General features: G+C 66.7%; 12 protein-coding genes. All 12 read right to left on the bottom strand.

The genetic code is table 11. The features are described 5' to 3' along the window. Positions 1–81: 81 nt before the first annotated feature. Positions 82–1,125 (bottom strand): mammalian cell entry protein, encoded by a 1,044-nt coding sequence (locus ABW137_RS07860; protein WP_526398584.1) that lies wholly within the window; start codon positions 1,123–1,125, stop codon positions 82–84. Beyond that, positions 1,092–1,652 (bottom strand): Rv1363c family protein, encoded by a 561-nt coding sequence (locus ABW137_RS07855; protein ID WP_526398582.1) that lies wholly within the window; start codon positions 1,650–1,652, stop codon positions 1,092–1,094. Before ABW137_RS07855 ends, ABW137_RS07860 begins: the two co-directional genes overlap by 34 nt. Further along, entirely contained in the window at positions 1,649–2,668 is a 1,020-nt protein-coding gene (locus ABW137_RS07850; RefSeq protein ID WP_526398580.1) for an RDD family protein, read from the bottom strand. Before ABW137_RS07850 ends, ABW137_RS07855 begins: the two co-directional genes overlap by 4 nt. Continuing rightward, positions 2,665–3,372 (bottom strand): Rv1363c family protein, encoded by a 708-nt coding sequence (locus tag ABW137_RS07845; protein WP_526398578.1) that lies wholly within the window; start codon positions 3,370–3,372, stop codon positions 2,665–2,667. Before ABW137_RS07845 ends, ABW137_RS07850 begins: the two co-directional genes overlap by 4 nt. Next, positions 3,342–4,904, bottom strand: a complete 1,563-nt coding sequence (locus tag ABW137_RS07840; protein ID WP_526398576.1) for a virulence factor Mce family protein — start codon at positions 4,902–4,904, stop codon at positions 3,342–3,344. Before ABW137_RS07840 ends, ABW137_RS07845 begins: the two co-directional genes overlap by 31 nt. Positions 4,905–4,907: 3 nt before the next feature. Further along, positions 4,908–6,113, bottom strand: coding sequence for a virulence factor Mce family protein (locus ABW137_RS07835; protein WP_526398661.1), 1,206 nt, complete (start codon positions 6,111–6,113; stop codon positions 4,908–4,910). 23 nt (positions 6,114–6,136) lie between these two features. Further along, positions 6,137–7,765 carry a virulence factor Mce family protein gene (locus ABW137_RS07830; protein WP_526398574.1) on the bottom strand — a complete coding sequence of 543 codons (1,629 nt, stop codon included), beginning with the start codon at positions 7,763–7,765 and terminating at the stop codon, positions 6,137–6,139. A gap of 12 nt (positions 7,766–7,777) precedes the next feature. Continuing rightward, on the bottom strand, positions 7,778–9,376 hold the full coding sequence (locus ABW137_RS07825) for a virulence factor Mce family protein (RefSeq protein WP_526398572.1): 1,599 nt from the start codon (positions 9,374–9,376) through the stop codon (positions 7,778–7,780). After that, positions 9,373–10,404, bottom strand: coding sequence for an MCE family protein (locus ABW137_RS07820; RefSeq protein WP_526398570.1), 1,032 nt, complete (start codon positions 10,402–10,404; stop codon positions 9,373–9,375). The genes ABW137_RS07825 and ABW137_RS07820 overlap by 4 nt, the downstream gene beginning before the upstream one ends. Further along, the gene (locus ABW137_RS07815; RefSeq protein WP_526398568.1) at positions 10,401–11,633 is read right to left on the bottom strand and encodes an MCE family protein; all 1,233 of its coding nucleotides are present in this window, start codon (positions 11,631–11,633) and stop codon (positions 10,401–10,403) included. The genes ABW137_RS07820 and ABW137_RS07815 overlap by 4 nt, the downstream gene beginning before the upstream one ends. Before the next feature lie 4 nt (positions 11,634–11,637). Continuing rightward, positions 11,638–12,423 carry an MlaE family ABC transporter permease gene (locus tag ABW137_RS07810; RefSeq protein ID WP_526398659.1) on the bottom strand — a complete coding sequence of 262 codons (786 nt, stop codon included), beginning with the start codon at positions 12,421–12,423 and terminating at the stop codon, positions 11,638–11,640. Between the two features lie 85 nt (positions 12,424–12,508). After that, positions 12,509–13,225, bottom strand: coding sequence for an MlaE family ABC transporter permease (locus ABW137_RS07805; protein ID WP_526398657.1), 717 nt, complete (start codon positions 13,223–13,225; stop codon positions 12,509–12,511). Between the last annotated feature and the right edge of the window lie 227 nt (positions 13,226–13,452).

Here is a 13,452-nt window from a genome sequence, read left to right as displayed (position 1 = left end):
CGTCGTCGACGACGCCGACGCGCGTGATCGCCCGGCGCCGGTGACGAGAACGGCAGGCATGTGGTCAGCCTAGGCGGCGGCTTAGATCCGCGGCGTGAGGTCCAGCTTGGTCACCGCCACCATCTGGGTGACGAGCCAACGACTCCCGGCCCTGACCATCGACAGCCGGTAGGAGATGTAGCGAAGCGACGGGATCCCCTTGGTCAACGGACTGGTGGCCACCGAGTTCGTGTACACCAGCGCGGTCGCGTCCGTCGGACCCAGCGACTCGACGGCCGCCCCGAGCACCTGGGTGTTGTTGGTGACCTGAGCTTGCTTGTTGGTCTCGGCGATCCCGTCGATGTAGCTCCGGTACTCGCTGGCGAAGTCACCGCCGAGGAACTTGGCCGAGCGCTCGGGAAGCTGGTCCATGTCCTCGGGCGTGTACGTCCACAGCGTGGTGATCGCACTGGCGGCGGTCTCGGCGATCTCGAACTTCTCGTGCACCGCGGCACGGTCGGCGAGGTAGGGCTGCAATGACGCCCCTGCGAACGCGCCCGCGGCGATGAAGAGCACGCCGGCTGCGACCGCGGTCGCCTTGAGCAGCGGTCCCGCTGGGCGGTGCGGCACCAGAACGGCGTCGGGTTCGGGCTCGGCGGCAGTGGTCTCGTCGCCGTCGGCCCCGTCTTGCCCGGCCACGTCCTGCCCGATCACGTCCTGCTCGATCACGGGTGGCTCTGCAGCAGCGTCGGAGTCGACGGCAGGGCCCTCGACCACCTCGTCGGCTGCGGCGGCTTCGTCGACGTCGGGCACGGGTGCAGGCGGGACGACCGGTGTCTTGGCGCGCCGCCATGACAGTTTGCGCCGTGTGGGCACGGGCTCGACGGCGGGCTCGGGCTCCACGACGACGGCGGGCTCGTCCGGCTCGGTCTCGACTACTTCCGTCGAGCCCTCTTCCGCCGCAACCTGTTCCGCTGCAACCCCTTCCTCTGCAACGTCGTCCACGGTCTCGGGGAGCTGCCCTGCCTTCTGCCGCGGTAGGCGATGGCGGCTGCGTGCCGCCTTGCCCTGCGGGACCGAGGCGGTGGCAGCTTCCTCCGGGGTCGTGGTGGTCAGATCACCTGAATCAGCTGACTGATCTTCCACTGCTGTCCCTCCTCGATAGTCGTTACCACCCAACGGTTTCCACTTTCGACCGGAGTCTTGCCATCCGGGCCGGTGGTCTTGATGGTGGTGGCCACCAGAACGTCGGCGCTGCCATCGTCGTTCCACCGCTGGACCCCGGCCTCGGTCACCGATCCGGTGGTGGGTTCGGCACGGGCGACCTGGACGACGATCTCGTTGACCTTCTCCTTGAACGACGTGGCGAACTGGCCGGTGCCCTGAGCGAGGACCCTGTCGGCGTAGGCGTTGGCATTGAAGGGATCCAGCGTCGTATAGGTGGTCATGAAGCCTCGCACGTAGCCGAGCGCGGCGGCGTCGCGGACCTGAATGTTGCGGTAGCTCTCGTGGCGGTAGGCCAAGATGGCGCTCCCGGCGATGGCGGCCGCCACCAGAACGAACGCCAGCACCGCCGTCAGCGGCAGGCCCCAGCGCGTGGGCCGCTTCGGCTCGTAGGGATGCGCTTCGAGGAAGTCGACGACGGTGTCGTCGATCCTGCGCCGCGGGCTCATCGACCCGGCTCGCTGGGTTGCTCGGCAGCCGGTTCGACGTCATTCGACCTGGGCTTCTTGAGCACCGTGAGGGCCGAGACCTGCCACTTGTCGCCGGTCTTGACGAAGTCCGCCCGCACGGTCGCGGTGATGAATCTCAAATCCTGCTGATCGTTGCCACGCTGCCCCTGCAGGGCCAGCAGCATGGCGGCCCTGTCCTTCGAGGCCGAAAGCACGGCGCTGCTCACCGCCCAGTACTCGTTGTTGATGACGCCGGCCTTCTGCACGCGCTGCTGAAGCGCGGTCAGCTGCTCCCGGTAGTCGTCGGTCACCAACGACTGGGCCCTGCTGAAGTCGTCGTTGACCGTCTGCATGCCGTAACTCAGCAATTGCTCGACGATGCGGGGGCCCTGCTCGGTGATCTCGGCGCGCGTCTGCTCGACCGCGACGTCCTGCCGGTACACCTCCAGATAACCCAGGCCGGTACCAGCCCCGCACACCACGGCCGCCGCGACGAGCACCACCCCGGCGATCCGTCGGACGTCCCGCTCGGGCGCCTCGGTGGACTCCAGCGCGTACACCTCGGTGCGCAGAAGCAGGTCGGCGAACGTCCGGTTCCGGCCATCCCACAGCGGCCAGAGCCATCCCAGGAACAACGCAGCCGTGTCGAGGAGGTGGGCGAGGTCGCGGCCAAGCAGTCGCAGGCTCCCCACCCCGTCGCCGCCGCGGGCCACCACCCGGATGCCGCACACGGCGCGCCCGAGGGTCCAGCCGGTCAAGGGCGGCAGCACCAGCCGGTTCACGATCATCGCGAGGCCCGCGACCGCGGCCACCCCCGTGAACACCCACCAGAGCCAGCCGCCCCGAGGCGTCGTGATGGCCAACAGCGCCATGGTCGCGATGACTGCGACACCGGGCAGGAAGTCCAGGCCGAACGCGGCGGCACGTGCCGGCCAGGAGGCGTACCGAACCGCGCCGACGGCGGTGTCGTCCGCGCTGTCTGCCTTCGACGACGTCTTGTCCAACACCACCGTCACGACGTGACCTGCTCGAGGTCGGAGATCTTGTAGGTCCCGTCGGCGGGCGCCATGTTCACGCGCAGCCGGTAACCCGTCTCCTGATTCGCGGCCTGGGTGTTGGTGACCTTGACGCGGACGGCGACCAGGATGTCGACCGACCCGTCGTCGTTGTGTTTCTCGATGGCTCCGCGGAGATCGGACACCTGGATCTCGACGTTGGCGGCCTGATACGCCTCGACGAGCATGCCGGTGAAGAGATTCGCCTGGACGGCGAACTGACCGGTCGCGCATTCGATGATCTTGGTCTGGCTGGCCGTCAGGGTGGCGATGTCCGGAGCCTGCGTTGCGGCGACGCACTCCTTGGCGCGCTCAAGGGCGACCTGGTCCTCTGCGGCGATGGCCTCGCTCTGGGCGTGCGAGCGGTGCGCGAAGTACCCGCCGACGGCGACGCCTGCGGTGGCCACGGCGAGCGCCAGGCAGATGGCGACGAGCCAACCCCGACCTAATCGTTCGGGCCTGCGCTCGACGACCCCGTCGGCCGTGGGCTCGGTGTCCACATCGGCGCGGGCCTCTGCCTCGGTTACTGCTTCGACGAGCTGATCCTGCTCTTCTTCGGATTGTGCGTCGGACGTGTCGGGTTCTGGAGGGCTGTCTCCTCCCGAGTCGCTGCGCTCCTGCCCTCCGGTGGGGTTCAGCCGGCTGGTGCCAGCATCTCCTTCCATCCGTTGTCTCCTGGGTCACTTGAGTTGGTGACGGAGTACGTGACTCCGTCGGGTCCGACGACCTCCCCGTTGGACGGGGTGTAAATCGCCGCAGGACCTGATGCCGGAGTGTAGATGCACGGGTTGGGCTGCTGGCCACTGCAGCTGACGGAGCCCTGGCCAGGGGCCGTCAACGGGTCACTGATCGGCGCCGTCGACTGCGGTGGCGGCAACTGATCGGCGGGCAACGGGTTCAAGCCGTTGTTGACGGTCGGTGCCGGTATCACGTACCCCGGTTTGACCGGCTGATCGCAGCGCGCCCCCGGCGCCGGGCACGTCAGGATCTGATTTGGATCCCCGTACCAGGGGTTGGTGCCCATCGGCTCGTACGGGGTGTTGCTCCGGCACTCCTCGGGCGTGGCCGCCCGCTTGCCGGGCACGTCCGCGCATGGATAGTTGCGCGCACCGCGGACGGCGTTGGCCTGGTAGTCCTTCGGGATCTTGCAGTACAACCCGTCGGGCAGCGGCGCCGTGCTGGTGTCGGCCGGCGACCTCCATTCCGAAGCGGGCAGGAACCCGGTGAGGCATGGTGGCGGCTGGTTGATCGAAAGACCGAAGTGCAACAGGCCCTCGCCCTCGAAGATCGTGCCTGCCTGCGCGATGGTCGCGCCCTGCGGCAGGATTACCAATGCCTGTTCGAGCCCCTTGTTGTAGCGCTTGAGCAGATCGGTGACGATCGCCAGATTCGCCAACGTCTGCGGCAGTGATTCGCGCACGTCGCCGAAGACGGCGTTCAGCTGGTCCGCCGTCGGCGCGGCCTGCTGGATGCCCGTCCGCAGCGTCTGATCCTGCTCGGCGGTCTGCGACGTGATCGTGTTCAGGTTCCGCGACCACTGCTCGATCGCGTCACCCGAGTCGACCTGGCTGTTCAGGATCGGGGTCGAATTGTTGATGATGTCGTTGACCTGCGGCAGGTTGTCCTTGAAGTCGCTCGCGATCGCCGTCGTCGAATCCACCAACCTCTGCAGGGCGGGACCGAGCCCACCGACCGCTTGAGACGTCTCCGTCAGCAGGGAGTCGATCTTGTCCCTCGGCAGCACCGCGAGGCCGTCGTTCGCGGCGTCGAGCGCGGGTCCGACCTCGCTGGGCACCACGGTCTTGTCCCGCGGGATCGTCGAGCCCGCCGACAGGTACGGAGGCTGGTCTGCACTGGCAGGCACCAGGTCGAGGTACTGCTCACCAATCGCCGACACCGAGTGGACGTAGGCCGTGGTGTCGACCGGAATCCTGTAGTCGCTGTTGATGCTGATGGTCGCCATCGCGCCGGTCTCGGTCGGCTCGACGTCGGTGACCTTGCCGATCTGCTGACCGCGGTACGTCACGTTCGCCGTGGCGTACAGCCCACCGGACCGCTCCAGGTCGGCCTTGAGCTGGTACTGGCCGATGCCCACCACGCTTGGCAGCTTCAGGTAGTACAGCCCGAGCACCGCCAGCGCGATCAACGTCAGGATCGTGAAGACGATCAGCTGGATCTTGATGAAGCGGGTCAGCATCGCTCACTCACCTCTCTCGACAAGAGGACCGTTGGGCGCGTCGTGCGGGTTCGGGGTGAACCGCACGTCCGGGATCATCGTGGCCGGATCGCGACCCCACGACTGTTCCAGCGCCCGCAGCATGCCGGATACGCCTGTGCCACTGAGGAATCCGTTGTCCACCGCAGAGAGCGTCAGGTCTACGTTGAGCGACACGTTGATGTAGTCGCCGCGGATGGCCTTCGGCACGTTCTCGATGCTGAACGGCGCGGTGCCGATCACCTTGAGCGCACCAAGCAGGTACGGCGACGCCTTGCCCAGCTGGGTCAGCGGCCGCTGGAGGTTCTGCAGGTTGGTGTGAATGTCCGGATTCGCCTGAGACAGCGCATCATCGGCTGCCTTGCTGACCCGGCCCAGTGCGACGACGGCATCGGCGAACAGATCCCGGGTGTCCGCGAAGTGCTTGATCAGTGGCGGGAACTCGGTCAGGACCCGATCCAGCGTGTCGTTGCGCTGCGCCACGATGGCCAGCAGGCGGTTCGTCGAATCGATGGCGCGGGTGATGTCTTCGCGCTGGTTGTTCAACTCCGCCGTGAAGGTGTCCAACCGACCGAGGAACTCTCGGATCTGATCGCCGCGTCCAGTCAGGATGTTGGCGACCTCGGTCTGGATGGTCTCCAGGTTTTGGATGCCACCGCCGGTGAGGATCGTGGCGATGCTCGCCAGTGTGCGCTCGGTCGTCGGGAACGACGAAGTGCAGGGGTAGGTCGCGCTCGCGTTCTCGTCGGGTGTCCCCGCCGGTCGGCAGTCGGGACTGTCCCGGATGGCGATGGTGTCGCCGCTCTTGAGGTACTGGCCCGACGGGTTCATCGGCGCGTCGAGTTCCACGTGTTGGGAACCGAGCAGGGACGTCTGACCGATGAGGGCGATCGTGTTGGTCGGCAGCTTGAGGCCCGGCTGCACGTCCAGCGTCAGCGTCGCCACCCAGTTCTTCAACTCGATGGCCCGGACGCTGCCGACGAACACGTCGGCCACGCGGACGCGGCTGTTGACGTTGAGCGCCAACGTATCCGGCATCTGGACGTAGAGCGTCATCTTGTCCGCTCCGGTGCCAGGACCACCGGGGAGCGGCACGTTCGCGATGCCCTGCCAGCCGCAAGAGCTCAGCAGCAGCGCGGCGACCACCGCGGCACCGGAGCGCCGTGCGATGCGCCCCAGGGACAGGTCCATCCGGCCCTTCAGAACGTTGCGCATTAGCCCCCTCCCGATTCGGCGGGCAGCAGCGGTCCCGGCGGGCCTGCAGGAGCCGGGCCGGAGACCATCGGTGAGGGCGCGCCCCCCGGATCGCCGGGGATGACCCCAGGCGCCGGTGCCGGCGGCGGACCCGGCTGCGGGTACCACGGCGGGGGCAGTGGGCTGTTCTCACCGTAGGCGTTCGGGGGTCCGGGCAGCCTGCCGTTGTTCACCCCGAAGGCGGGCGGTGCGGGCGGTGCGACGATGTCGGGCCCACCCATCAACTCCGACAGCGACTCCGGCGTCAGCATGTTCTCGGTGAACGGCTGCACGTCGACACCCTGCATGCCGGGCGCGACGACCCAGCCGGGCTCGTGATTGCCGTGGGAGAACAGCGTGTCGCGGGAGAAGATGCCCGGCACCGTCGTGTCCTTGTATCCGGGCGGCGGCTGCAGGCGCGGCTCGGAGTAGGCGATCTGCTTGGGCAACGTCATCGCGGTGTTGAAGTTGTTGATGCCGAACGGCAGGTAGTTGAACTTGATGGCGTCCAGGATCGGCGCGAGGTACTGCGCGCACAGCTCGGCGGAGTCCTGGTAGCCGAGCCTGCTGCCCGCCTGAATCGAGCTGCACAGGAACTGCATTGGGTTGGCGAAGTTGTTGATCACCGGCAGACCGACGATGCCGCCCGCGTTCGGCGACGCGATGTTGACGATGTTGGCGGCCAGGTTCGGATAGACGTGCAACCCCGTCTCGAGGCCCTTGAGCGGCGCGGGCTGCAGGATCGCGTTCGTCACGTCGGCGAGGTTGTTGACGTCCTTCGTGAGCACCTGCGAGTTCTCGTCCAGGAACCCACGCGTCGTGGTGAGCAGCTGGTTGAGGTCCTGCAACGCCGTCGCCACTTCGCGGTCGGTGTTGGTGAACGAATTGGTGAACTGCGCGAGGTCGTCGTTGAGTGCGACGAACTGCTGATCGCTCTTGTGAAGGGCGTTGACGAACAGCGCCAGACTCTTGATGACGCCGAAGAAGTCGCCGCGCCCGCTGTTCAACGTCGTCAAAGCCTCCGACAGGCTGTTGAGCGTCGTGTTGATCTCCTGGCCCTTGCCCTGCAGGCCGTCGGCGAACGACTCGATGATGTCGCCGAAGGGACCCTTGGGTTGTTCGGGGGTGGGTCCGAGATCGGTCAGGATGCGGTTGATGGAGTCACGCAGCTCGTCGTACTCGACGGGCACCTTGGTGCGGTCGTTGGTGATGACGGCGCCGTTCTCCAGCTCGGGGCCACCCGTGTAGGGCGGGGTCAGCTGGATGGTGCGCGACGCGACCAGGCTCGGGTTCAGCACCGCCGCCGTGACATTGGCGGGCACCTTGTACTTCGACTCGAAGTGGAACTTCACCAACATCTTGTCGCCCGCAGGCTCGATCGAGTCGATCGAGCCGACGCGCACCCCCATGATCTGGACCTTGTCACCGGGGTACAGCGCCAGCGTCTGCGCGAACTCGGCGGTGACCGTCGTCGTGGTGAGCCGCTTGTAGAGCTGGATGCCGAAGTAGCCGAGCACCAGCGCCAGGATGATGACGATCGCACCGACGATGACCGACGCCCTGGAAAGGGCGGGCAACTTCATGTTGCGGACGTTGAAGATCGTTGACATGTCTGCTGGCCCCTATCCCTGTGATCCGGGCGGGAGGAACGGCGGATTGCCGGGCAGCGGCACGCCTGCGCCACCGACCTGAGGCCCAGGTCCTGGCGGCGGAATCGGTCCGACGAGCGCGGGTGGCGGTGGCGAGGTGCCGTCACCCTGCAGCGATCCGGGGGCGATGTACGGGTCCGACGGACCATCCGTGGGGGGCACCGTCCTGGCTCCCGGCGGGCCAGGAACGAACGGGGGCGGCGGGGTGCCCTGGACGGGCGGGGAGAACTCGCCGGGGAACGCGGCGCTCGGCACCCCCGGTGCCGGCGGCGGAGCGTTCGGGTCAGGAGGGAGCCCGAGGACGTCGGGCGGCCCATAGTTGTTGGCCCCGTACGGGTTCGGGCCGAACGGTCCATTCTCGGCCTGCGTGCACGGCAACGGGTTGCCCGGCGTCGGGAAGTTGCCGGGCCCCGGTGCGTACGAGCACGGCGAGCCGGCGATCACGGCGGGGCCCGGATGCTCTGCGGTGCCCTCGAGCGGTGTGGGTGCGGGCGGCGGCGCGCCGTTCGCCTGACGCTGACCGTTCGGGTCCGGGTACCGGAACTCGGGCAGCCCCGAGTTGCGCCAGAACTCCTCGGGATCGATGCCGCGCTTCTTGAAGGCGGCGTCGACCCAGGGCTGAATGATCCAGTACGGCAACAGGTTGACGAGCATGACCTTGAAGTACGGACCCGAGGCGAGCGCCTCGGCCAGCGACGCGGTGAACTTGGCCAGCGTGGTCAACGTGTCGACCAGGTCGTACTTCCTGGCTACCAGCACGTCGCTGATCGTATTGAGCTGCGTCAGAACCTTGTTCAGGTTCGGGTTGTCGTCGATGAAGCCCTTTACCTGCGCGGAGAAGTCGCCGACGCGTTCGAGCAGCTGACTCACGGCGTACGACCGCTCGTTGATGGCCCCCAGCAGGGTCTGCGCGTTGACCAGCAGCTGGTTGATCTGCTCGCTGCGGCTGCCGAGCACGCCTGCGATCTTGTTCGCGTTGGCCAGCAGCTGCTTGATGTCCTCGTCGCGCTTGCCGATCGTGTCGGAGAACCTGGCAACACCATCCAGCGCCGCACTCAGATGCGGGTAGGTCTGATCGATGGTCTCGGACAACACGTTCAGCGACTGCTTCACGCTCTGGGTGTCCCACCCCTGCGTCGCATTGCTGACGTCGAGGAAGGCGTCGTAGATCTGGTAGGGCGTCGTGGTCTGACCGAGCGGCAGAATTCCGTTGGCGGCCAACGCAGTCGAGCCCTTCGGCTCGATCTCGAGGTTCTTCCGGCCGAGGATCGTGTCGGTGCGGATGTTGGCGCGACTGTCGGTGCCGATGGTGGTGCCGTCGAGCGTGTACCCGATCACCACCTTGTCGCCCTGGATGTCGAACGAACGGATCTCGCCGACGTCGACGCCGGCGATCCGCACCTTGTCGCCAGGGTTGAGTCCGCCGGTATCGGAGAACTGGGCGTAGAACTTGGGCGCCGCGAAGATCATCGGCACGCTGGCGAAGCTCTGGCCCACACCGATGACCAGCACCAGGATGATGATGCCCATCAACCCGTTGCGGATCCGGTTGTCGCCCTCGAGTGTCCTCATTGCGGCGTGCACCTACCCGATGGCTGCGACCAGACCTTGACCGTGCGGACCGGGCCGCCGGGCTGCAAGCCGTTCAGCTTCAGCGTGACGTCGCACGCGTAGAAGTTGAAGAAGTCGCCGTACACACCGCCCGCACGTCCAATGATCTTGAGCGCGTTGGGAATCTGGATCAGAGTGCTGTTGACCTCCGCCCGCTGATCGACGAGGGGCTGCTGGAGGATCTCCAGGCTGGTCACCGTCCGCTGTAACAGCGGCCGGTTGTCACCGAGCAGGTCGGCGACCGAGCCCGCGGCGTCGCTGATGTCGGCGACCGAGTTGGCGATCGGATCGGCCCGGTTCTTCAGGCTGGTGACCAGGGTCTCGAAGTTCTGCAGCGTCTCGTCGAACTGCTGCTGATGCTTGACGGTGGTCGCCAGCACGGTGTTGAGGTTGTTCACCACCTCGCCGATGGCCTGATCCCTGTCGGCCAGCGCCGAGGTCAGGGACGCGGTCTGGTCGAGGATGTCGTTGATGGTGCCGCCCTGGCCCTGGAAGATCGTGATGATCGATTGGGCGATGTTGTTGACCTTGTCGGCGTCCAGCGACTGGAACAGCGGCCGGAATCCACCGATCAGCGCGTCGAGGTCGAGCGCAGGCTCGGTCCTGCTGTTCGGGATGGTCCCGCCGGCGGGGAGCACGGCGTTGTCCTCACCGCGCTTGAGCTCCAAGTACCGATCGCCGATGAGGTTGAGGTACCGGACCGAGGCCGTGGTGCCCTGGAAGAGTTGCAACGACCGGTCGACGTTGAAGTCGACCTGAACCTCGTTGCCGCCGTTGACGAGTTCGACCTTCTCGACCTTGCCGACCTCGACGCCGGAGGCGCGAACGAACTGGCCCGCCCGCAGCCCACTGACGTTCTTGAAGATCGCGGAGTATCCCGTGGTGCGGTCGAACCGCATCTGCCCGAACACCACGATGATGACCGCGGTGAACAGCAACAGCACCAGAGACAAGGCGCCGAGCTTGATCGCTGTACCGGTGATTCTCATGGGTTGATCGTGTTCTCCCCGATTTGGCGTCCCCAGACGTATTCGATGGCGAACGGTTGACCGAACCCGATGTGGTTGTACGGCGCGATGCTGGCGCCGGTGTCCATCACCAGGTAGGGCATCGGCCACAGGTCGCGCGTGACCGGTTGCCAGCAGCCCGGCCGACCCTCGGGGCCGCCGCTGGCGTTCACCCGGGGCAGGTTGTCGGGATAGACGTAGGGGTTGCCCGCACCCAGGATCTCCGAGTGCGTGTTCAGCGAGTAGCCGTTGCCACCGAGTGACGAGGCGATCTTCGGGTTCACGTCGTGGTAATTGCGGATGGTGCAGAACAGCATGGGGCTGTACTCGTCGAGCAGGGCGCTGGTCGGCACCAGGTCCTTGGCGCCGCGGACCAGGTACGGGCCGCTGCGCTCGAAGACGTCACCGGCGGTGTTGCCGAACCCGACGGAAGCCATCAGGGCCTGGTCGATGTTCTTCTGCTGCTCGTTGAGCGTCTTGGCGGTGGTGACGGCGTTGTTGAGGCCGTCGAACAGATCGGGGGAAGCGTTGGCGTACACGTCGGCCAGGTCTGCCAGCCGTTGGTTGTCCTCGCGGATCCTCGGCATCAGCGGGTTGACGTCGGCGAGGATCGCGTTGCCGTTCTCGATCGACTCGCCGAACCGGGTGCCGAGCCCATCGAGCGCCTGAGCCGTCGCGGTCAACGTCTCGTTCAGCTTGACCGGGTCGACCTGCTGGGCCACCGAGACCACCGTCTCGAACAGCGTGTTGAACTCCGTGGTCACGTGCGATCCCTCGATCGCGATGGCCGGATTGATGGGCTGGCTCGGCTGCGTCGCCTGCGGCGAGGCGAAGGCAACGTACTTGTTGCCGAACACGGTGCTGGCCTTGATCTCCGCGTTGACGTCCTGCGGGATGAGGCTGACGAACTTGCGGTTGACGTCGAGCGTGACCTGAGCCATCGGCACGCCGTCCTTCTCGACCTCGACGATGTCGGCGACGCGGCCGATCTCGACGCCGTTGAACGTGACCTTCGAGCCCGGGTCCATCGAGAGGCCCGACCGCTCGGCGATCAGCGTCAGTTTCTCGGGGTTGGCGAAGTACCCCCGGAACTGCAACCCGACGAGCGTGAGAACGATCGCCACGACGACGAGGAGCACCAGGCCCGCCACCTTGAACGGAGGGGTCCGAGGCTTGTTGACCGGTGATTGCACCTGGTTGGCAGCTGTCATGGCGCTACACCGTCAGGTTGAAGTTGGGGTCGGTGCCGTAGAGCGCCAACGAGGCCAGGAGGACCACCACGACGATGGCGATCAGCGAGGCCCGCATCGAGCGACCGACGGCCTCGCCGACGCCGACCGGGCCACCACTGGCGTAGAAGCCGTAGTAGCAGTGATTCAGCATGACGATGACCGAGATGATGATCGCCTGCACGAACGACCACGCGACGTCGTCGGGCCGGAGGAACGTCTGGAAGTAGTGCTCGTAGGTACCGGTCGACTGTCCGTAGAACAGCGTCGTGGTGACCTGGGCCGACAGGAACGACATGATGATCGCCATCGCGTACAGCGGGATGATGACCACGAAGCCGGCCATCAGCCGGGTGGACACCAGATACGAGATGGACTTGATGCCCATCACCTCGAGGGCGTCGATCTCCTCGCTGATGCGCATGGCGCCGAGTTCGGCCGTCGCGCCTGCGCCGACCGTGGCGGCGAGGGCCTGGCCCGCGACGACCGGGGCGGCGATGCGCACGTTGACCAGCGCGGCGAAGAAGCCGGTGAACGCCTCGACGCCGATGTTGCCGAGGGAGGCGAAGCCCTGGATCGCGATGAGCGAGCCGCCCGACAGGGTGACGAAGCCGACGATGGCGACGGTGCCGCCGATGACGGCCATCGCGCCGGTGCCCATGCCGATCTCGGCGACCAGCCGCAGCATCTCCTTGCGGTAGAACCGAAAGGCGTGGCCGATGGAGCCGACCGCGGTGACGACGAACCACGCGATGTGGCCGATGCTGTCCAGGAAGCGGACTGGCGAACTGGCGAGCTTTGCTCCCCGCGCTGCAGCCCTGGGGAATCGGGACTTGACTACTGCTGATGTCGACACGTCAGCGCCCCGTTCCGAATCGAACGCCGATGGTCGTCAGGATGACGTTGACGGCGAACAGCGCGATGACGCAGAGGACCAGTGTCTCGTTCACCGCGGTGCCGACGCCCTTGGCGCCGCCGGCGACGGTCAGGCCGCGGTAGCAGCCGACCAGGCCTGCGATGAGACCGAAGGTCAGGGCCTTCACGACGGAGATGAGCACCTCGGGCAGCCCCGTCACCAAGGTCAGCGTCGAGACGTAGGCGCCTGCGGACACGTTCTGCACGTAGACGCCGAAGATGAAGCCACCGACGAGACCGATGGTGATGACGGCGCCGTTGAGAAGCAGCGCGACGAACGTCGAGGCGATGACGCGGGGAACGACGAGGCGGTGGATCGGGTCGATCCCGAGCACTTCTAGGGCGTCGATCTCCTCGCGGATGGTTCGGGCGCCGAGGTCCGCGCAAATGGCGGTCGAGCCCGCGCCGGCGACCACGAGCACGGTTACCAGGGGACCGAGCTGGGTGACCGCTCCGAGTGCCGCGCCTGCGCCCGAAACGTCGGCGGCGCCGAACTCGGCGAGAAGGATGTTGAGGGTGAAGATGATGAGGACCGTCAGCGGTACCGAGACCGCGACGGTCGGCAGGAAGGCCACCCGCATGAGGAACCAGCCCTGCAGGATGAACTCACGCCACTGAAAGGGCCTGCGGAAGGTTGCCTTGCCGGTCAGCACGCACATCTTGACGAAGCCGCCGACGGCCTCCAGCCCTGGCCGTACCTGATCGCGGACGTAGTCGAAAAGACCTGGCGTCTGCGCCGTCACCGGTGAGACCTCACCACGTCACCCGGGCCGTCGTCTGCGACGAAGCCACGATCACTGCACTTCCCCCGTCGCTGCGCTCGCCCCTCGAGGCGCCACGGCAGAACCTGTCGCACGCCTCCTCCTTGCCCGAGCTCCGTACGCGT

It is taken from the genome of Mycobacterium sp. (assembly GCF_040509115.1).
Lineage (GTDB): Bacteria > Actinomycetota > Actinomycetes > Mycobacteriales > Mycobacteriaceae > Mycobacterium.
This window is presented reverse-complemented; position numbering and strand designations above follow the sequence as displayed.